At 72.9% G+C, this 19724-nt stretch carries 16 protein-coding genes and 1 riboswitch; of the genes, 7 read left to right on the plus strand and 9 right to left on the minus strand.

Annotated features, from left to right (window positions below; translation table 11 throughout):
- Positions 1–28 precede the first annotated feature (28 nt).
- Genes ACGF4C_RS02890 through cobG form a run of 3 tightly spaced genes read right to left on the minus strand, consistent with a single transcriptional unit; the run spans position 29 to position 3713 of the window.
- Positions 29–1642, minus strand: a complete 1614-nt coding sequence (locus ACGF4C_RS02890) for a precorrin-2 C(20)-methyltransferase (RefSeq protein ID WP_393562706.1) — start codon at positions 1640–1642, stop codon at positions 29–31.
- Positions 1639–2271 (minus strand): precorrin-8X methylmutase, encoded by a 633-nt coding sequence (locus tag ACGF4C_RS02895; protein WP_362147101.1) that lies wholly within the window; start codon positions 2269–2271, stop codon positions 1639–1641. The genes ACGF4C_RS02890 and ACGF4C_RS02895 overlap by 4 nt, the downstream gene beginning before the upstream one ends.
- Complete coding sequence (gene cobG, locus ACGF4C_RS02900; protein WP_393562708.1) at positions 2268–3713, minus strand: precorrin-3B synthase; 1446 nt, start codon at positions 3711–3713, stop codon at positions 2268–2270. The genes ACGF4C_RS02895 and cobG overlap by 4 nt, the downstream gene beginning before the upstream one ends.
- A gap of 215 nt (positions 3714–3928) precedes the next feature.
- A riboswitch (cobalamin riboswitch) is annotated at positions 3929–4057 on the plus strand.
- 36 nt (positions 4058–4093) lie between these two features.
- Between cobG and cobN the strand changes: the two genes are divergently transcribed.
- Complete coding sequence (gene cobN / locus ACGF4C_RS02905; protein ID WP_393562710.1) at positions 4094–7747, plus strand: cobaltochelatase subunit CobN; 3654 nt, start codon at positions 4094–4096, stop codon at positions 7745–7747.
- A gap of 46 nt (positions 7748–7793) precedes the next feature.
- Here the strand turns inward: cobN and ACGF4C_RS02910 are convergent, their stop codons facing one another.
- Entirely contained in the window at positions 7794–8561 is a 768-nt protein-coding gene (locus tag ACGF4C_RS02910; protein ID WP_393562852.1) for a DUF4097 domain-containing protein, read from the minus strand.
- Positions 8562–8777: 216 nt separating this feature from the next.
- Here ACGF4C_RS02910 and ACGF4C_RS02915 point away from each other — a divergent pair, with 216 nt between their 5' ends.
- Positions 8778–9050 carry a DUF1876 domain-containing protein gene (locus ACGF4C_RS02915; protein ID WP_199816264.1) on the plus strand — a complete coding sequence of 91 codons (273 nt, stop codon included), beginning with the start codon at positions 8778–8780 and terminating at the stop codon, positions 9048–9050.
- A 166-nt stretch (positions 9051–9216) separates the two neighbouring features.
- Here the strand turns inward: ACGF4C_RS02915 and ACGF4C_RS02920 are convergent, their stop codons facing one another.
- A complete protein-coding gene (locus tag ACGF4C_RS02920) occupies positions 9217–10548 on the minus strand; it encodes an LCP family protein (protein ID WP_393562854.1) in 1332 nt (443 codons plus the stop codon).
- A 733-nt stretch (positions 10549–11281) separates the two neighbouring features.
- Positions 11282–11728 carry a BlaI/MecI/CopY family transcriptional regulator gene (locus ACGF4C_RS02925; RefSeq protein WP_393562856.1) on the minus strand — a complete coding sequence of 149 codons (447 nt, stop codon included), beginning with the start codon at positions 11726–11728 and terminating at the stop codon, positions 11282–11284.
- 645 nt (positions 11729–12373) lie between these two features.
- On the opposite strand from ACGF4C_RS02925, the gene ACGF4C_RS02930 reads away from it, so the two are divergent.
- From ACGF4C_RS02930 to ACGF4C_RS02940, 3 genes are all read left to right on the plus strand, one after another.
- On the plus strand, positions 12374–12610 hold the full coding sequence (locus ACGF4C_RS02930) for a hypothetical protein (RefSeq protein WP_393562712.1): 237 nt from the start codon (positions 12374–12376) through the stop codon (positions 12608–12610).
- Positions 12607–13029, plus strand: coding sequence for a DUF5994 family protein (locus ACGF4C_RS02935; RefSeq protein ID WP_393562713.1), 423 nt, complete (start codon positions 12607–12609; stop codon positions 13027–13029). Before ACGF4C_RS02930 ends, ACGF4C_RS02935 begins: the two co-directional genes overlap by 4 nt.
- Positions 13030–13382: 353 nt before the next feature.
- On the plus strand, positions 13383–13943 hold the full coding sequence (locus ACGF4C_RS02940) for a DUF6344 domain-containing protein (protein WP_393562715.1): 561 nt from the start codon (positions 13383–13385) through the stop codon (positions 13941–13943).
- Between the two features lie 326 nt (positions 13944–14269).
- On the opposite strand, the gene ACGF4C_RS02945 is transcribed toward ACGF4C_RS02940, so the two are convergent.
- From ACGF4C_RS02945 to fabI, 3 genes are read right to left on the minus strand one after another with little or no spacing between them, the layout of a single operon-like run.
- Positions 14270–15838, minus strand: a complete 1569-nt coding sequence (locus ACGF4C_RS02945) for a class I adenylate-forming enzyme family protein (RefSeq protein WP_393562716.1) — start codon at positions 15836–15838, stop codon at positions 14270–14272.
- Positions 15835–16461, minus strand: coding sequence for a MaoC family dehydratase (locus tag ACGF4C_RS02950; RefSeq protein WP_393562718.1), 627 nt, complete (start codon positions 16459–16461; stop codon positions 15835–15837). Before ACGF4C_RS02950 ends, ACGF4C_RS02945 begins: the two co-directional genes overlap by 4 nt.
- Before the next feature lie 6 nt (positions 16462–16467).
- Entirely contained in the window at positions 16468–17238 is a 771-nt protein-coding gene (fabI, locus tag ACGF4C_RS02955; protein ID WP_351539229.1) for an enoyl-ACP reductase FabI, read from the minus strand.
- A 143-nt stretch (positions 17239–17381) separates the two neighbouring features.
- Here fabI and ACGF4C_RS02960 point away from each other — a divergent pair, with 143 nt between their 5' ends.
- Together ACGF4C_RS02960 and ACGF4C_RS02965 are read left to right on the plus strand one after the other, a co-directional pair.
- Complete coding sequence (locus ACGF4C_RS02960) at positions 17382–17870, plus strand: acyl carrier protein (protein ID WP_393562719.1); 489 nt, start codon at positions 17382–17384, stop codon at positions 17868–17870.
- A 680-nt stretch (positions 17871–18550) separates the two neighbouring features.
- Positions 18551–19048, plus strand: coding sequence for a hypothetical protein (locus ACGF4C_RS02965; RefSeq protein WP_393562720.1), 498 nt, complete (start codon positions 18551–18553; stop codon positions 19046–19048).
- Positions 19049–19724: the final 676 nt, after the last annotated feature.

The raw sequence follows: 19724 nt of genomic DNA on the forward strand, positions 1-19724 counted from the left end.
GTGTCCGGGGCCCACACCCACCTGCCTGCTACTTCTCCGGATACCTCCGCGGTGTCCACACGATCTCCGTGCCGTCGTCGCGTCGTACCTTCTGCGTCTGGGACGAGCCGATGATCAGGAGGGTGCGCATGTCGACCTGGGTGGGGTCGAGGTCGGCGAGGGGGACGGTGCGGACGGATTCCCCGGGGCCGCCGATGTCGCGGGCGAGGATGACCGGGGTGTCCGGGGCGCGGTGTTCCAGGAGGAGTTCGCGGGCCTTGGCCACCTGCCAGGTGCGGCTGCGGGAGCCGGGGTTGTAGAGGGCGAGGGCCAGGTCGGCGGAGGCGGCGGCATGGAGGCGTTCGGCGATGACCTCCCACGGCTTGAGACGGTCGGAGAGGGAGATGACCGCGTAGTCGTGGCCGAGGGGGGCACCGGCGCGGGCGGCGGCCGCGTTGGCGGCGGTGACGCCGGGGAGGACGCGGACCGGGATCGAGCGGTACGGGTCCTGCGAGGCGACTTCCAGGACTGCTGTCGCCATGGCGAAGATGCCCGGGTCGCCGCCGGAGACCACGGCCACCCGGCGGCCGCGGCGGGCCAGGTCCAGGGCGAGTTCGGCGCGTTCGGACTCGACCTTGTTGTCGGAGGCGTGGCGGCGCTGGCCGGGGCGTACCGGGACGCGGTCCAGGTAGGTGGTGTAGCCGACCAGGTCCTCGGCGGCGGCGAGGGCGCCGCGGGACTCGGGGGTGAGCCAGAGGGGGCCCGCCGGGCCGGTGCCTACGACGACCACTTCGCCCAGTTCGTCCAGCTCATCCAGCTCGCGTACCTCACCCAGCTCGCCTGCTCCCCGTGCGGACGCCGGGGTCTTGGAGGGCTGCGGTGCCGACTGGGCCGCGATGCGGCTGGGGACGACCGTGACGGAGAAGTAGGGGACGGTGTCGGAGTCGATCGCGGCGAGGTCGGCGGTGCGTTCGCCGGGCATCGTCGCGCGTTCGACGTAGTGGGCTTCGGGGAGGCGGCCGGCGCGTTCCATGGCGCGGCGGACGGTCGGGAAGGTGCGGCCCAGCTTCATGACCACGGCGGTGTCGGTGGAGGCCAGGCGGGCGGTCAGTTCCTCCTCGGGCAGCGTGCCGGGGAGGATCGTCAGGACCTCGTCGGCCTCCGCGAGCGGCTTGCCCAGGCGGGCCGCGGCGGCGCTGATCGAGGTGACGCCGGGGATCACCTCGGTCGGGTAGCGGTGCGCGAGCCGCTTGTGCATGTGCTGGTAGGAGCCGTAGAAGAGCGGGTCGCCCTCGGAGATGACCGCCACCGTGCGGCCGGCGTCGAGGTGCGCGGCCAGGCGCTCCGCGGCCTCCTCGTAGAACTCGTCGAGCGCGCCGCGGTAGCCGCCGGGGTGGTCGGTCGACTCGGTGGTGACCGGGTAGACCAGCGCCTCCTCGATGTGGTCGGCGCGCAGGTGCCGGGCCGCTATGGAGCGCGCGATCGAACGGCCGTGGCGGGCGCTGTGGTAGGCGATGACGTCGGCCTCGGCGATGACGTCGACGGCCCGCACGGTCATCAGGGACGGGTCGCCGGGGCCGAGGCCCACGCCGTAGAGACGGCCGGTGGTCCCGGTGCGGGCGCCCGTGCCGGTGCCGGTTTCCTGCTGCTCGCTCACGCTCACTCTTCCTCGCTAGCCAGGGCGTTGAGGGCGGCCGCGGCCATGGCGCTGCCGCCGCGCCGTCCGCGCACCACGATGTGGTCCAGCTCCGACGGATGGGCGATGAGGGCGTCCTTGGACTCCGCCGCGCCGATGAAGCCGACGGGTATGCCGATCACGGCGGCCGGGCGGGGAGCGCCCTCCTCGATCATTTCGAGGAACCGGAAGAGGGCGGTCGGGGCGTTGCCGAACGCGACGACGGCGCCCTCCATGCGGTCCCGCCACAGTTCCAGGGCCGCGGCGCTGCGGGTGGTGCCCATCCGGGCGGCCAGGTCCGGCACCGCGGGGTCGGCCAGCGTGCAGAGCACCTCGTTGCCGGCCGGCAGCCGCTTGCGGGTGACGCCGCTGGCGACCATGTTGGCGTCGCAGAGGATCGGCGCGCCGTCACGCAGCGCCTTGCGGGCGGCGGTCACCACACCGGGGGTGAAGGCCAGATCGCGTACGAGGTCGACCATGCCGCAGGCGTGGATCATCCGGACCGCGACCCGGCTGACGTCGGCGGGCAGGCCGGCGAGGTCCGCCTCGGCGCGGATGGTGGCGAAGGACTGGCGGTAGATCTCCGCACCGTCCTTCTCGTAGTCGAACGCGGTCACTCTGGCCTCGTTTCTGGCGTTCCTGGTGTTGCGGGTGGTGCGGATGGTGCCGGTACTGCGGATGACGCGGGGGTTGCTGTCGCTGTCGGTGTGGTCGGTGTTGCTGTCGCCGGCGGCGTCGGCCGCGGTGTGTCCGGGCCGACGACCGCGACCCGGTATCCCGCCTCCGTCGCCAGTACGTCGATCCAGGTGCCGTGCGGATGCCCGCAGCGGCGCTCGCAGCCGGACCAGTAGAGGGGGGCTGACGGTGGCACGGGAATGGATGCGGGGAGGCCTGGTGGCAGGGGTACGCCCGCCTCGACCGCGGCCGTCACGTCCGCGCGGACGTCGGTGAGGGACTTGGCGCAGCCCGGTCGGCCGGTGCAGGCGCCGATGCGGTGCCAGGGGGAGGACGGGTCGGTGACCAGGCCGGCGGCGGACAGTGCGCGGAGGCGGGGCGCGGCCGCGGCGGCCGGCAGGCCGGGGACGACGATGCCGCGCCACGGGGTGAGGCGGAGTCCGCCGGATCCCTCGTCGGCCGCGAGGGAGGCGAGCAGCCGCCACTGGGCCACCGACAGCCTGCCGAGCGGCGCCAGTACGGACAGCGCGCGGCGGCCGTCGCGGCCCTCGATGATGCCGGGGGCGGAGGAGTCCGCGTGGCGGACCACTGGCTCGGCCACACCTTCCCCCTCCGCCACGTACGACGCCTCGATGCCCGCCGCGCGCAGCCCCGCCGCCACGTCCCGCGCCGACAGTGCGTGGCCCTCGGGGAGTTCACGCACCCGCCAGGCGCCGGTGCCGCCGGCCGCCGCGGCGGTCAGGAACGTCTCGGCGGCGGCCAGTGCCGCGCGCGGTGCGTCCGGGCCGGCGATCCGCAGCGCCGCCGGGTCGTCGCCGACCCGCAGCAGCGCCCCGCCGCCGGCCGCCCCGTCACCCGTGATGCCCGATTCTGCGACCAAGGTCACATCGCCGCCGAGCGCCGCCACATCGCCCCGCCCGTCGTCCAGGACGAACAGGAAGCGGCCGGACAGCGCAGGTGCGGAGTCGCTCGCGCACAGCAGCTCGTCCAGCCGGCGGGCCCACCACCGCACGTCAGCAGGGGTGTTCCGGTCCAGTCCGGCCAGCGGGGAGGCGAGGATGTTGCGGATGCGTTCGTGGCGTTCGGAGGGCAGCAGGCCGGCGTCGTGCAGCAGCTCGGCGAGGCGGCCGCCGCAGCCGTCCGGCAGGCCGCGCAGCTCGACGTTGCCGCGCGAGGTCAGGGACAGCCGGCCGTCACCGAGCAGGTCCGCGGCATCGGCCAGCGCGTGCGCCTGACGAGCCGTCAAGTCACCGGCGGGGATGCGTACTCGGGCGAGATGGCCGTCGGCGGCCGGATGCAGCCGCAGTGCTCCCGGGCAGGCGTCACCGCGGGCCCGCACGGGCGGCTCGGCCCGTCGGGGCCGTGGTGAGGGGGAGGGCGGCATGGCGGCGAGCATACCTACGACGGTGCGCGACCGATCCGGGGCGGATCCGGCCATGAAACGGACGAATCCGGCCACCGCGGCACGGGCCGCGAAGGCCCGCGTCCCGGGCGTGCGGAAGCCGCCGCCCGCGGTGTCGCCCCGCCCCCGCCAAGGCCCGCTTACCTCCTCCGCCCGCAGCCCTTACTATGCAGGTCGGCGGGTCGGCTGACCCGTCGGACGCCAGCGACGGCGCCGGGCCCTTCGGCCCGAGGGAGGAAGCCCGGTGAGAATCCGGCGCGGTCCCGCCACTGTGAACCCGGCCGGTGCCGGGTGAGTCAGGAACTCCCGCCGTCCTTACGACCACCCGGGGCGCGGACACCCCGAGGAAGGCCAGCGCTCGCATGCTGCATTCGTCCGGGGACCACCCCGCGGCCCCCCGAATCCTGCTGCTGTCGACCTCCGACACCGACCTGCTCAGTGCCCGCGCGGCCACCGGCCCGGTGGCGTACCGGCTCGCCAACCCCGCCCGCCTCGACGTCACCGGTCTGCCCGACCTGCTCGACGGCACCGACCTCGTCGTCGTACGCCTCCTCGGCGGCATCCGCGCCTGGCAGGAGGGCCTCGACCTGCTGCTCGCCCAGGACCAGCACCGGCCGGTGGTCGTCCTCACCGGCGAACAGGCCCCGGACGCCCAGCTCATGGAGCAGTCCACGGTCCCGGTCGGCATCGCGGCCGAGGCGCACGCCTACCTGGCGCACGGCGGCCCCGGCAACCTCGAACAGCTCGCCCGCTTCCTCTCCGACACCGTGCTGCTCACCGGCCACGGCTTCGAACCGCCCGAGCCCGCCCCGACCTGGGGCCACCTGGAGCGCCCGGCCGCCGACGGCACCGGCCCGGTCGTGGCCGTGCTCTACTACCGCGCCCACCACATGAGCGGCAACACCGGCTTCGTGCACGAACTGTGCGCGCAGATCGAGACGGCCGGCGGCCGCCCGCTCCCCCTCTACGTCGCCTCGCTCCGCGCCCCCGAGCCCGAACTCATCGACGCGCTGCGGACCACCGACGCCATCGTCACCACCGTCCTCGCCGCCGGCGGCACCAGGCCCGCCGAGGCCGGCGCCGGCGGCGACGACGAGTCCTGGGACGCCGGCGCGCTGGCCGCCCTCGACGTCCCGATCCTCCAGGCGCTGTGCCTGACCGGGCCGCGCAGTGCCTGGGAGGAGAACGACGAGGGCCTCTCGCCGCTCGACGCCGCCTCGCAGATCGCCGTGCCCGAGTTCGACGGCCGGCTGATCACCGTCCCGTTCTCCTTCAAGGAGGTCGACGAGGACGGCCTCCCGGTCTACGTCGCCGACCCCGAGCGCGCCGCCCGGGTCGCCGGCATCGCCGTACGCCACGCCCGGCTGCGCCACCTCCCCAACGCCGACAAGCGCCTCGCGCTGGTGCTCTCCGCCTACCCCACCAAGCACTCCCGCATCGGCAACGCCGTCGGACTGGACACCCCCGCCTCCGCCGTCGAACTGCTGCGGCGGCTGCGTGCGGACGGCTACGACTTCGGCGACGAGAGCGCCGAGCCGGTGCCCGGCCTCGCATCCGGTGACGGCGACGAGCTGATCTACGCCCTCATCGAGGCCGGCGGCCACGACCAGGAGTGGCTCACCGAGGAGCAGCTGGCCCGCAACCCCGTCCGCATCCCGGCCGCCGACTACAAGCGCTGGTACGCCACCCTCCCGGAGGACCTGCGCACTTCGGTGGAGCAGCACTGGGGGCCGCCGCCGGGCGAGATGTTCGTGGACCGCACCCACAACCCCGACGGCGACATCGTGCTCGCCGCGCTGCGCCGCGGCAATCTGCTGGTCCTCATCCAGCCGCCGCGCGGCTTCGGCGAGAACCCGATCGCGATCTACCACGACCCCGATCTGCCGCCCTCGCACCACTACCTCGCCGCCTACCGCTGGATCGCCGCTTCCCGCGAGGACGGCGGCTTCGGCGCGGACGCCATGGTTCACCTCGGCAAGCACGGCAACCTGGAGTGGCTGCCCGGCAAGAACGCCGGCCTGTCCGCGGCCTGCGGCCCGGACGCCGCCCTCGGCGACCTCCCGCTCGTCTACCCCTTCCTGGTCAACGACCCCGGCGAGGGCACCCAGGCCAAGCGCCGGGTGCACGCCACCCTCGTCGACCACCTCGTCCCGCCGATGGCCCGCGCCGACTCCTACGGCGACATCGCGCGCCTGGAGCAGCTGCTCGACGAGTACGCGCAGATCTCCGCCATGGACCCGGCCAAGCTCCCGGCCATCCGCGCCCAGATCTGGACGCTGATCCAGGCCGCCAAGCTCGACCACGACCTCGGTCTGGAGGAGCGCCCGGACGACGACGGCTTCGACGACTTCCTGCTGCACGTCGACGGCTGGCTGTGCGAGGTCAAGGACGCCCAGATCCGCGACGGTCTGCACGTCCTGGGCGCCGCGCCGGCCGGTGAGGCCCGGGTCAACCTCGTCCTGGCCATCCTCCGCGCCCGGCAGATCTGGGGCGGCACCTCCGCCCTGCCCGGCCTGCGCGAGGCCTTGGGCCTCGACGAGTCCGCCGCGACCCGCACCACCGCCGACGAGGCCGAGGCCCGGGCCCGCGCCCTGGTCCAGGCGATGGAGGACGCCGGCTGGGACCCGGCCGCGGTGCCCGGCGTGGCCGCCGGCCACGGCCCGCAGGTCGCCGACATCCTCGACTTCGCCGCCCGCCAGGTCGTCCCGCGGCTGGCCGCCACCACCGACGAGATCGACCACGCCGTACACGCCCTGAACGGCGGTTTCGTCCCGGCCGGCCCGTCCGGTTCGCCGCTGCGCGGGCTGGTCAACGTGCTGCCGACCGGCCGCAACTTCTACTCCGTCGACCCCAAGGCCGTCCCCTCCCGGCTCGCCTGGGAGACCGGCCAGGCCCTGGCCGACTCCCTGCTGGAGCGCTACCGCACCGACAACGGCGACTGGCCGCAGTCCGTCGGCCTGTCCCTGTGGGGCACCAGCGCCATGCGCACCAGCGGCGACGACGTGGCCGAGGCCCTGGCGCTGCTCGGTGTCCGCCCCGTATGGGACGACGCCTCCCGCCGCGTCACCGGCCTCGAAGCCGTCCCGCTCGCCGAACTCGGCCGCCCCCGCATCGACGTCACGCTGCGCATCTCCGGCTTCTTCCGCGATGCCTTCCCGCACGTCACCGGCCTGCTGGACGACGCGGTACGGCTCGCCGCCGGCCTGGACGAACCGGCCGAGGACAACTTCGTCCGCGCCCACACCCAGGCCGACCTGGCCGCCCACGGCGACGAACGGCGCGCCACCACCCGCATCTTCGGCTCCCGCCCCGGCACCTACGGCGCCGGCCTGCTCCAGCTGATCGACTCCCGCGACTGGCGCACCGACGCCGATCTCGCCGAGGTCTACACCGTCTGGGGCGGCTACGCCTACGGCCGCGGCCTGGAAGGGCGCCCGGCCCGGGACGAGATGGAGGCCGCGTACAAGCGGATCGCGGTCGCCGCCAAGAACACCGACACCCGCGAACACGACATCGCCGACTCGGACGACTACTTCCAGTACCACGGCGGCATGGTGGCGACGGTGAAGGCCCTGCGCGGCGGCCAGGCGCCGGCCGCCTACATCGGCGACTCCACCCGTCCCGAGACCGTCCGGACCCGCACGCTGGTCGAGGAGACCTCCCGGGTCTTCCGCGCCCGGGTGGTCAACCCCCGCTGGATCGAGGCGATGCGCCGCCACGGCTACAAGGGCGCCTTCGAACTCGCCGCCACCGTGGACTACCTGTTCGGCTACGACGCCACCACGGGCGTGATCGCCGACTGGATGTACGACAAGCTCGCCCAGACCTACGTCCTCGACGCCGAGAACCGCGCCTTCCTCCAGGACGCCAACCCGTGGGCACTGCACGGCATCGCCGAACGCCTCCTGGAAGCGGAGTCCCGCGGTATGTGGGAGAAGCCGGACGCGGAGACCCTGGCCGCGCTGCGGGACGTCTTCCTGGAGACCGAGGGCGAGCTGGAGGGCGGCGAGGAGTAGCCCTCCCGGGTGCCCGGCCGTCGGCCGGGCACCGGCAGGTCACGCCTCACGCCGCCTTCGCGGTGATGTCCCCGTTCGTGGTGGTCAGGCTCAGCCGGTAGCGGCCCGAGGGGTCGTCGGTCAGGCCGATGTGCTTCGCGCCGTTGCTGGTGGACGCGGAGATGTCGTAGCGGCCCTTCGGCATCTGTACGGTGACCGAGCCGTTGGAGGTCTTCGCGCGGACGTCCTGGGGCCGGGCCGGGGTCAGGTCGATCGCACCGTTGGACGTCTCGGCGGTGATGTGCCCGCCGGACAGGCCGCGTCCGGTGATCGCACCGTTGCTGGTCCGTACGTCGACCGGGCCGGTGACGCCGTCGAGATCGACCGCCCCGGAACTGGTCGTCACCTTCACCGCGCCGACCTGGCTCAGGTGCACCGCCCCGTTCGAGGTCTCCCCGCTGACCGGGATGCCCGCCGGAAGCTTGATCGTGTACGTCACGGAGCAGGCGTCACCGCAGCCGCCGAGCACCAGCACACCGTCCTCGACCCGGTACGTCGCCCCCTCCGGGCGGTCGTCGTGGTACTCCACCGAGCGGTGCAGCGAGACCGCGTCGCCGTTCTTGCCGCCGCCCTCGCCGCCGCGGACCGTGACACCGCCCGAGTCGGAGTCCAGCCGGACGGCCGTGATCTTCTTCGACACCACGGCGTCATCCTCGAACGTCTCCCCCGGCAGCAGACCGCAGGCACTGATCCCGCACACCCCGACGACGGCGGCCGCGGCGGCCGCGAAGGTGCGGCGGGGGAGGCGGGCGCGGTGGTGGTGGCGGTGCGGCATGAAATCCCCCGGAAAGAACGGCAGTTGGTGGTCGGAAGAGGCGGGCCGCCGGGCGGCCGCGAAGAACGAGACTAAGGCGGCGGCGGGGGCGTGGACCATGGGGAAAACCCGAGAGTGGGGGTGCAGAAAGCTGCAGGTGCGGCCCGCGGGCCCCGGTGCGAGGATTTTTGTGGGGGCGGTTCATGTGCTGCGTACGGGCGGATGAGGAGGCTTCCGGTGACTGCCACGAAGACATGGAACGCCGAGATCAGCATCACCGAGACCGGCAGCGAGGTCCGGGCGGAGGCCAGGCTGCGCGGCAAGGAAGGCGGCCAGATGGTCGGCCAGGGCTCGGCCCGCTGCAACCCCGCGGACGAGAACGTTCCGGCCATCGGCGACGAGTTGGCCGTGGCCCGGGCGATGTCGGACCTCAGCCACCAGCTGCTGCAACGGGCGGCGCACGACATCGAGGTGCACACCGCCCGGCCGGTGGAGCGGCTGCAGGCGTGAGGAACACACAAGGCTGACGCAGGGCTGACGCAGGGCTGCCGCAGGGCCGAGGCGCACGGCCGAGGCGCACGGCTGAGGTGCAGGCCTGGGCGAAGGCGCAGGTGAAGGCGAGACCCCGGACGCGCTGTGCTGGTGGCACGGCGTGCCGTCCGGGCGCGTACGAGTGCTAGCCGCCCATCAACGCCGTGAAGTCCGGGCCGATGGTCAGCGTCACCGCGCCCGCTGCCGCATCGGCGGACCGGGTCGGCTTCAGGCCCGGGAGGCGGGCGGCGAGGACCTCGCTCTGCGGCTGGAGGGAGCCGGAGTAGGTCAGCGTGGTCCGGTCCGTCGCCGGGGCGTTGCCGGTGCCGATGACCGTGAAGCCGAGCCGCCGCAGCTGCTCCGCGGCGGTGGCGGCCTGGCCGGAGGTGCCGGTGCCGTTGAGGACGCGTACCCGCACGGAGCGCGCGGTCATCGGGTTCTTGGCGGCCTCGGCGAACTTCGCCTTGCCGGCCGCGCCGATCTCGCGGTCGTGGGCGAGGTCGCTGAACAACTCGCCGGCCTGCGGGTACTGCCAGATCACATTGGCGTGGTCGGTGGGGACGTCGGCCTCGCGGTAGTAGTTGGGCACGGTCAGGAAGGTGAGGCGGTCGCTGGGGATGTCCTTGACCGTCGAGGCGAGGTCGTAGAGAGGCTTGAGGCCGGCCAGGTCGTTGTCGGTGGTCAGGGACTTGGTCGCCGAGTCCAGGAAGCCGTAGAGGTCGCCCGGGCTGGTCAGCTTGGACTGCGCCTTCGCGGCCAGCGCCTTCATGAATTCCTGCTGCCGGCCGATCCGCCCGAGGTCGGAGCCGTCGCCGACGCTGTAGCGGGTGCGGACGTAACCGAGCGCCTTCTCGTCCTGGACGTTCTGGCAGCCGGCGTCCATGTCCAGGTGCGCCTTCTTGTCGTGGATGGCGTGCTTGGGGCAGACCTCGATGCCGCCGAGCGCGTTGACCATGCCCTTGAAGCCCTGGAAGTCGATCGAGGTGAAGTGGTCGATCCGCAGCCCGGTGTTCTTCTCGACGGTCTTGATCGTGCAGGCGGCGGCCTTGGTGACATCACCGGTGTCGCCGCCGATCGAGAACGCCTCGTTGACCTTGAAGTGGTGCACGGAGGACTTCGAGCCGTTGCCGCGGGTGCAGGCGGGGATCTGCACCCATGAGTCACGGGGGAACGACACCGCGGTGGCCCACTTATGGTTGGCCGCGATGTGCAGCACCATCAGGGTGTCCGACTGCATGGTGGTCAGGCCCTTGCCGTATTTGGCGTTGGCGCCGGCCCGGCTGTCGGACCCGACGACCAGGATGTTCTTGGAGCCGGGGCTGAGGTTGACCGGCCGCTTGCCGTCCACGCCGATGTCCACGCCGTGGATGTTGCTGTCCAGGTGCTGGTAGACCCACGCCCCGGCCCCGGCCGTGCCGAGGATCAGGACGCCGAGCACACCACCGGTCCAGGCCACGATCCGGCCGCGACGGGTCATCCGGACCTTCCCTTCCGACGCGTTCCTCCGGCCCGACGGCTTCGCCCTGCCCGCCCTGCGGGAGCCACCGGAGCGGCGGCCGGGCCCGTCGGGGGAGGAGCGGGGCGTGGCGTCGGGGGTCGCGTCGTCGTCCCATCGGGCCGTCTGCTGGTGCGGCTGCCTGTCGTGCACGCGGATGGCCCTTCTGGCTCTTCTGGTCGCGCCGGACCCGCCGGGGAAGCCGTTCTCCTGCCGGGACAGCTTGTCCTGCCGGTCCTGCTGCTGGTTCTGCTGGTCTGGGGATGGTGCTGGTCGAACTGCTCATGTCCGGCGCATTCGGTACGAGGAGTGCGCCGGTCTGCTGATGCAGATGGTTGGGGCGCCGCGAAGGTTGCACAGGACGCCAAAGTCGCGGCCCGGGGAGCCCGGCCGGTGCGGAGGCGGTGGGCCAGATGCCCGCGCCGGGCAACGGCCGGACGGACTCCGGGTCGTAGGGGCACCGGCGGGGGCCGTCGCCGCCGGGCCGCGGCCGCAGCCGGCACCACACCTCGCCGCCGGCATCCGTCCACCAGCCGCCGATCCGACCCAAGGCCCGGATGCCGTCCGGGAGTTGAACCCCCGCCGGCTGGTGGGCCCACCGCCCCTCCGCCACCGGCGGCGCGCAGTCCCGGCTCAGGAGTCCGCACCTCGTCGCCATCTCCCCCGCCGGACGCGCCCGTTGCGCATGTGTACGGCAACTCCACCAAGACAAGTTCTACATGGGTGTAGAAGAACGCCGACGGTCCGAGGGCGCGTCCTGGCCGGTGGTGTCGTCCGGGGCGGCGTCCCGGCCGGTGGTGTCGTCCGTGGTCGCGTCCCGGGCGGGGGCGTCGTCCGTGGCGCGGTCGAGGAGGGTGCGCAGCAGTTGCCCGTCGTGGGGCGAGAGGGCGGAGACGAAGCGGGTGAGGACCGTGTCCCGGTCCGGTTGGCCGTCCAGGACGCGGCGCATCCGCAGCGCGGCGAGCCCGGCCTCGTCGGCGGCCGCGGTCCACACGTAGGCGCGGCCGGAGCGCTCGCGGGAGACGGCCTGCTTGGCGTGCAGCCGCGACAGGATCGTCATCACGGTGGTGTACGCGAGGTCGCCGCCGAGCCGTTCCTGCACCCAGGCGGCGGTGACCGGCCCCGGTGCGTGCTGCAGGGCGGCCAGTGCCTGGGCCTCCAGCTGCCCCTGCCCGCGCCGGCGGCCGTGCTCCCGCCCCGCCGCGCCGAGGTCCCCGCGCCCCGGATTCCCGTGCCCCGGATTCCCGTGCCCTGAATCCCCGCGGCCGGCTCCTCCGGCGCCGGGCGCCGTCCCGAAGGGCTTCCCGCCCATGCCGTCGCCTCCCATCGCGCGGGGCGTCCCGCCGGCCGGGACGTCGGGGCATCTTAGACGCCGCCACCTGCCGACGCCTGAGGGCCGCCGAGGCCCTACGGAAGTAAAATCTACAGACTTGTAGAAGTTGGCGCGGAAGTTGGCGGATCATGGCCGTCGGCGGGCTTGGGCAGGAGCCGGGCGCAGGCGGCCCGGTCGTTGCCGCTACCGAGAGCACAGGGCCCTTCACCTGCTACGGAGGGATGCGCCGGGCCCGTGCGGGGTACCGTAAAAGCACCAAGGGACTCGGGGACCCACAACACCGGGCGCACCAGGATCGGCCGCGATCCACCGACCGTCTGCGGCACCCGGATGATCGTCTGCCGGACACGGATCGGGTGCCGACACTGAGCGGTTGCCGGACACCGATCGGTTGCCGCACAGGGATCGTCCGCCGTGCACAGAACGTCCGCCGTCCGCCGATCTGCCGCGGTTCGCCCGAGTGAGGTGAGCACCATGCAGACTCTGTTGACCGTGGTCGTACTGCTGGCGCTGATCGCGCTGGGAGCGCTGTTCATCACCCGGGTGAATGCCCAACAGGCCGGACGGATGGCCACCCACCGGCACGCGGACCGGACGCAGTCGATGCGGCAGCGGATCCGCAGGCGCCCGCGCGACGGCGCCCGGCCGGGACCACTGGCAGGCCCACCACCCTCACCACCGCCCTCCGGCAAGACGGGTGGCGACCTGTGACGACCGCCGGGCAGCACCAGCACCACGCCCCGCCGCCCGTCGCCCGGGTCGCCATCGCCCCGCACAGCGAGACGGTCCGGCGCATCGACGGTGTCTGGTGGCCGCATTCGACCGACCTGCTGGCCGAACTCCCCGCGCTGTTGATGGCGTTGCCCTTCGACTGGCCGCGGATCACCCACGCCACCGTGAACGGCGATGCCTGGCCCGCCCTGCCGGCCCGGGTCATCGTCGACGGGCACGTCGTCCGCCTGCGCCGGACCACCGGCCACCACGCCCCGGACACCCTCTGCCTGGTCTCCACCGGCAACGGCCGCTGGGACCTGTTGATCATCCCGCCCACCACCCCGGAGCCCGAGGCCGTCCGCATGATGGCCGAGATGGCCCGCACGGGAGCACTGCACCCGGCCACCCCGGCCTGACCCTGCGCCTCAACCCCGGCCCCCTCCGCCCGGCCCCCTCCGCCCTGCGGGCGCCCGTCCTGCGGGCCCCCGCCCCGAGCTGCCCCGAGCTGTCCCGACCCGCCATAACCCGGGAATCCGTGGCGCGCACCCGCGGCGGCTACTGCGTACGGGTGGTGTTCATCGGAAGAACGCCGACCCGGGGGCGTCGGTCCGTGAATCCTCCCATTGCGTACTCATCATAAGAAAACGCAACAGAAGCGGCGCAACGTAAGCGATGCGAGCGGAGCGGTGCAACTGCGGCGGTGCAACCGAAGTACAGAGGGAAGCAAGCGGATCTCCCGTACGGAGATCCTGATGGGAAGTGAGGAGCCATGGCTGCGAACAAGGTCATGACGTTCTGGGCGATGTGCCTTGCCGTACTCGGCAAGTTGCTGGCATCGCTGGGTGTCTCCGCGCCGGCATCGGCCGCGCGCCGGGAGGCCGCGCTCTACGAGCGGACACTGGGCAAGGCGGACGCGGGCAGCGAGCCGCGGGGCGCGGACGGCCCGGGCCCGGATACCCCGGCACCAGGGACACCCGTCGCGGCGGCACCCGCTGCCCCGGCACCCGCGGCGGAGCCGCCCGCCTTGGAGACACCGGTCGTCGAGGGGCCCACGGTGCCGGCGCCGCGCACGGTGACGCGGTACGGCCAGGCCGCCGCACCCGCCCGCCCGATGCTCACCCGGCCCGAGCTGCCGCCCACCATCAAGCAGCGCATCCACGCCGAGGCGCACGGTGCCTCTCCCGGTCTGCGCAGCCGCTGCATCCGTGGCACCGAGCCGCTGTCCACCGCTAACGCCGGGACCGCACCGCAGAGCCCCGGCACCGTGAACCCGCGCCCCGCGGTCATCCCGGCGGCCCGTCGCCGTGCGCACACCGCCCGTACGGTCTGAGCCCGGCGGCGGCAGGTCTTCGCGAGCACTTCCACCGGCCAGGCCCGCCGGCCCTGACAGGGGCGGGACGGCGTGTGACAGCTCCGCGCCGACGAGCCGAGCAGGCACAGGACGAGTCGAGAGCAAGACAGGACGAGTGCAAGACGAGCGCAAGGCATGACGAGCGCAAGACGAGCGCAAGACGAGCGCAAGACGAGCGCCAGGCAAGACGAGACGCAGACTCTTCGCTGCAGCACGATGGTCAGCGCAACGCACCAGCGCAACGCACCGTCCCCAGCTGACCAAGAAGAACCCGCAACTCTAAAAGACTTGAGAATTCATCCCCCTCAGGCCCCCAACCCCAGCTGAGCACGCAACGCGCGCGTGTCCGGCTTTCCGTTGGCGGTGAGGGGGAAGTGGTCGACGACATGGACCGCGTTGGGCTGTTCGTACTCCGCGAGGTGCTCGGCCAGGCGCCGGCGCCAGGTGAGCGGGGCACCGCCCTCCGGGTCCGCGACGACGAAGTGCAGTGCGCTGCCGCGGCGTTGGTCTTCCACCGCCAGGACCTTGACCGGGCGGCCGCAGGCCTCGGCACGGCGCTCCAGGCTCTCGGGATAGAGCGTGAAGCCCAGCCGGTGCACGGCCTGGTTGCGGCCCGCCACCCGCACGGTGCCGTCGGCGTCGACGCTGCCGAGATCGGCCGTCGGGTACCAGGCGTCCGGGTCGACGGGACGGAGTGAGCCGTCCTCGCGGAGGTAGCCGGCCATCAGACCGGGGGAGCGCACCTCGATGCCGCCGAGTTCGCCGGGCGCGGCAACGGTGCCGTCCGGGCGCAGCACGCGCAGCCGTACGCCGGGCAGCGGGCGCCCGCAGCCGTGCGGTGAATCCGGCGTGGCCAGTGCGACGTTGCCGAGTTCCGTCAGGCCGTAGCCGTCCAGCAACGGGCGGCCCATTGTCGTGCGGAAGGACTCGGCCAGGGGGGCCGGCAGGGGCGCGCCGCCCACGCCCCAGACGCGGACGCCGGCGAGGCCGGCGCGTACTTCCGGGCGGCGGCGGACGACGCCGAGCAGCGAGTGGTAGGTGGACGGGGCGGCGTCCACGGCGGTGGCGCCGTGCGCGGCGGCCTGGCCGACCGCCGCGTCGAGCCGCTGGTACGGGGTGACCAGCAGGGTGCAACGGGCCAGCCACCACAGCAGGATGACCGAGAGCCCGTACTGGTGCGAGAAGGGCAGCAGCGGCGCGAGGACGTCGTCCGCGCGGTAGCCCATGGCCCGGATGGTGCGCAGCGAGTTGTCGAGGACGGCGTGGCCGGGTTTGACGATGCCCTTGGGGCGTCCCGTGGTGCCCGAGGACCACAGGACGAGCGCGTCCGGACGGCGGAACCAGGCATCGAGGGGGTCGGCCCCGGGCGCCAGGGGCGCCGGCGCGGACGCGGATACGGATGCGGATGTGGAAGCGGAGAGGGATTCGGAGGGGGATACGGATGCGGTGGGGGGTACGGGGGCGAGGTGCGGATAGTGGACGATGCGGTGGTCGGGAATGCCGGGGAAGCCGGTGGTGCGGTCAGTGGCCGTGACGAGCCAGCGGGCCCGGGCCTGGCGGGCGGCCGCGGCGGCGTCGGCGGCGGACAGCCGGTGGTCGAGCGGAACGAGTGAGGTGTCCAGCCGCATGAGGGCCAGCAGCGTCACGACGTAGTCGATGCTGTTGTCGCCCTGGACCAGGACCCGGTCGCCGGCGCGGATGCCGAGCCGGTGCAGCGCATGCGCGGTGGCCGCCAGCCGGTGGCCGAGCGCCGGTCCGTCGAGGGCGCCGGTGGCGTCGGTGGCGTCGGGCGGGTTCCCGGTGCCGCCGCGCGGTGCCGCGGTGCCGTCGACGAGCCGGGCGGCGGCGACCGGAGGGGCGATGGTGTCGGTCATGGGTGCTCCGATCCCGTGGGGTCGAGGGGGCGGCACAGCAGGGTGGAGGTGGTGGTGGCCACCCACAGGCCGTCCGCGTCGTGGAAGGCGCAGTCGAGGGTGAGGAGCCGACGGCCGGCGAGGTGCGCGACGTCGGTGAGGCGGACGGTCGCGTGGAGGACGTCGCCGGCGTGGGCGGGGCGGGCGTGCCGCAGGCTCTGGGCGCGGTGCACGGCACCGTCGAGACCGGGTATGTCCGGCCGGGCGCGCAGCAGTTGGTCCTCGGCGTGCGCCGCGAGAGTGACGAGGTAGGTGGGCGGGGCGAGCGTGTCGGGGTGGCCGAGAGCGCGGGCGGCGACCGGGTCCGTGTAGGCGGGGTGCGGGTCCCCGACCGCGGCAGCGAACCCGGCGATCCGCGCCCGGTCGAGGACGTACGGGCCGCAGCGGAGGACGTCCGGCGCCCGGCCGGTGGTGCGCATACCGCCGTCGGGTTCGATACGCCCGGCCCCGCCACCTAAGTCAATGTCGGTGCTGGTGCTGGTGCTGGTGCTGGGGCCGTCATCCAAGCCGGCACCGGCACCGGCACCGGCTCGGATGACGGGCTCCGGGTGGCCGGTCGGGCCGGAGGTCGCTCTGACCGTCATGGTGGGTCAGTCGCCGATCATGTGGTGGCCGCCGTCCGCGTGGACGATCTCGCCGGTGGTGGCGGGCAGCCAGTCCGAGAGCAGGGCCAGGCAGGTACGGGCGACCGGCTCCGCGTCCTGCGGGTCCCAGCCCAGTGGGGCCCGCGCCGACCAGCTCTTCTCGAAGGACGGGCCGTCACCGCCGATGCCCCGGGCGGCCAGGGTGCGCAGCGGGCCGGCCGCGACGAGGTTGGCGCGTATGCCGTGGCCGCCGAGGTCCCGCGCCAGATAGCGGGAACAGGCTTCGAGGCCCGCCTTGGCGACGCCCATCCAGTCGTAGCCGGGCCAGGCCCGCGAGGCGTCGAAATCCACGCCGACGACGGAGGCGCCCGGGCGCAGTAGTGGCCGGCAGGCCATGGTGAGCGCCACCAGGGAGTACGTGGAGGTGTGCAGCGCGGCGGACACATCGCGCCACGGGGCGGTCAGGAAGCCGCCGTCCAGGCAGGTGGCGGGGGCGTGGGCGACCGAGTGCAGCACGCCGTCGAGTCCGTCCAGATGCTCGCCGACCCGGTCGGCGAGCGTGCTGAGCTGGGCTTCGTCGGTGACGTCCAGCTCCACGACAGGGGGTTCCACCGGCAGCCGCCGGGCGAGCCGGGCCACCAGACTCGGCCGCCCGTACGCGGTGAGGACGATCTTGGCGCCCTCTTCCTGGGCGAGCCGGGCCACCGCGTAGGCGATCGAGCTTTCGGTGATCACACCGGTGATCACCAGCTGTTTTCCGTCGAGCAGACCGCTCATGCGGTGCCTCCGTCTGACTCGTCCTCGACTTCAGAGTCACCGGACAAAACTCAACGCCAATGTCCGGCCTTGGTCTTGATAGGTCGTCATTGACAACCTATCCGACCTCCAGTTGACTAGAATAGTCAAGCATAGTCAAAACCATGACTCTTGCGTCGCGTGTGCGCGCCGGCGCCGCCGCACTCCATCACTTCGCGTGGAAGGCAGCGCGGCGCCGCGCATCCAGCCGCGCAACCGGCCGTGCATCCAGCCGCGCGCCGGGCCACCCGCCCGGGCCGTACTCGGGCCGCGCTCAGGCCGTACGCCCGGCACCCACGCGGCCGTCCATCCGGCCGCAGACCCATGCCCCGCCCGTGTCCGACAGAGAGGTGATCGTCATGACCGTTCCGCCCAGAGAAGAGATCGTTGCTCAGCTCGCCGAGATCCTGCACGAGGTGGCCGGTGTCGTACCGGCCGAGGTGACCGAAGAGAAGTCCCTGGTCGAGGAGTTGGACGTGGACTCCCTGGCCATGGCCGAGGTGATCGTGGTCGCCGAGGAGCGCTTCGGGATCGCACTGCCCGAAGAGGAAATGAAGGACATGCGTAGAGTTTTGGACATTGTGCTCCGGGTCGAGAAGCAGCTGGCGTCCTGAGGCCCGCCCGGAACGCGTACGTCACGCGGTCCCCTGGGCCGGCGCGCGCTCCTGCCGGCGTGCGGTCCCGTCCGGCAGGAGCGCGCCGCTGTCGCGCGGGACAGTGGCGAATTTGAATATCGGTCAACCATCACAACTGCCCACGGGCGCACGGCAGTTGTGCTGACCTCGCAGGTCCAGGCTCTGCGCGAGCCGGCCCCGGCCGGCCTGACCGGAGCAGGACCGGGGAGCGCTCCGCATCGCCACCTCGGCCACAAACTTGGCGAAATCTGGTAATGCCGATGAGTAAACCAGAGTTGATTTTCGGTCGTCGCTTGTTGACGCAGGCATAGACCAGGGTTACCTTGAGGATCTCCGAACGGTAAATCAAATCGACTCAGTGCACTGCTTTCTGCGGATGTCGTCCATCCGCGGAAAGGAGACATGGTGCGAGGGGATGTATGCGGGGGGACGAGCCTTTCTGTGACACGCACCCGAGCGGCCATTCGCTCAGACCTGCCGACCCCGGCGAAGCGTCCAACCTACCTGTTGACGAGGGGATTTGGCACCCGGAGCACACCGAAGAATTAGCCGACGGCGCATTACACATATTCTGGTCCGACGGCGAAGACATTCGCCAACCGCACTGTTTGGCAGAATTTCTCGGCGGGTTACTCCAGTGTTCTCCACGGGATATTCCGGTGACCCACGACGGGTTCGGCCGCCCGGTGTCCGCCGCACCCCCGGACGCGGCCGGCTGGCCTCCGGGCGCGCGTCTCTGCCTCGGCCTCGCCACCGACCCCGGCCGCCAGTTCCTCGCCGTGTCCAGGGACCTCCCGGTGGCGCTCTCCGTCCACACCGTGCCGCGCGGCCCGGTCGGTGAACTGCTGCTGCCCTTCACCTTGTTGGAACGCCGTTACGTCCAGGAGGCCCCGGAGGACCGCCGGGCCCACCGGCTGGCCCAGCTGTGGACCCGTAAGGAGGCGGCCTTGCGGCTGACCGGCCGCGGCGGGCTGGCCCTCGCCGACGAGATCGACGCACTGAGCGAGGCGCGCGACGGCAAGGTCGTCATCCCGGCGTCCCCGGCCCACCCCGGCGGCACCGCCTACGTGCGCGACCTCCCCACGGGCCCCCGCACGGTAGCCTCCGCGGCCACGCCCGCCCCGTCGTCGGGCCTCCGCGTGTGGCGTGTGGGCTAACGTTCCGCTGCGCTTTGCGGTGCCGCCCACGTACCTGGCTGTCCCGCCGCGGGGGTTGGTCGCCGTTGCGCGCTTTGCGGCGCCGCGTACGTAGTTGTCTGCGGCGCCGCGGGGCTTGCTCGTCGTTGCGCCTGCGGCGGGCTGGGTTTGTGGTGGGTGCGGTGACGGGCCTCCGGGGCCGGTTGTGTGGACTGCTGACGCTTTACGCTCCGCTGCGCTCCGCCTTCGCTCTTTATTGAGTCCTCGGAAGCGAAGCCCACACAACCGGCCCCTCCGGCCCGTCCCCTCCCGTTGGGGGAGGGGAATGCGGTGGGTGGGGGTGGGCGTTGGGGCTGCAAGGGGTCCTTGGGACCCGTAGGGGTCGGTCGAACAGAACCCGTAAGGGTCGTGAGGGCCCCCTGCGGGGCCACAACTCGACAGGCGAGGCGAGGTATTCCCGCTGCCCGGCGACGTCAGGTGTATGCGGTACGACGCGCGCCCCCACTCGTCCGCACACTCCCCCCACGGGAGGGGACGGGCCGGAGGGGCCTTGTTCGTGGACGTAAAGCGTCAGCAGTCCACGAACAAGGCCCCGGAGGCCCGTCACCGCACCCGACACGCACCCAGCCCGCCGCAGGCGCCACGGCGAGCAACAACCGCGGCGGGACAGACAGCTACGTGGGGGGCGCCGCAAAGC

It is taken from the genome of Streptomyces sp. NPDC048197 (assembly GCF_043202395.1).
In the GTDB taxonomy this organism is placed as follows: Bacteria; Actinomycetota; Actinomycetes; order Streptomycetales; family Streptomycetaceae; genus Streptomyces; species Streptomyces siderophoricus.

Coding starts and splice junctions, on each gene's coding strand:
- cobG (WP_393562708.1), bottom strand. CDS start 3,713: ATGCCGCCCTCCCCCTCACCACGGCCCCGACGGGCCGAGCCGCCCGTG.
- cobN (WP_393562710.1), top strand. CDS start 4,094: ATGCTGCATTCGTCCGGGGACCACCCCGCGGCCCCCCGAATCCTGCTG.
- ACGF4C_RS02910 (WP_393562852.1), bottom strand. CDS start 8,561: ATGCCGCACCGCCACCACCACCGCGCCCGCCTCCCCCGCCGCACCTTC.
- ACGF4C_RS02920 (WP_393562854.1), bottom strand. CDS start 10,548: ATGACCCGTCGCGGCCGGATCGTGGCCTGGACCGGTGGTGTGCTCGGC.
- ACGF4C_RS02930 (WP_393562712.1), top strand. CDS start 12,374: ATGCAGACTCTGTTGACCGTGGTCGTACTGCTGGCGCTGATCGCGCTG.
- ACGF4C_RS02940 (WP_393562715.1), top strand. CDS start 13,383: ATGGCTGCGAACAAGGTCATGACGTTCTGGGCGATGTGCCTTGCCGTA.
- ACGF4C_RS02945 (WP_393562716.1), bottom strand. CDS start 15,838: ATGACCGACACCATCGCCCCTCCGGTCGCCGCCGCCCGGCTCGTCGAC.
- ACGF4C_RS02950 (WP_393562718.1), bottom strand. CDS start 16,461: ATGACGGTCAGAGCGACCTCCGGCCCGACCGGCCACCCGGAGCCCGTC.
- fabI (WP_351539229.1), bottom strand. CDS start 17,238: ATGAGCGGTCTGCTCGACGGAAAACAGCTGGTGATCACCGGTGTGATC.
- ACGF4C_RS02960 (WP_393562719.1), top strand. CDS start 17,382: ATGACTCTTGCGTCGCGTGTGCGCGCCGGCGCCGCCGCACTCCATCAC.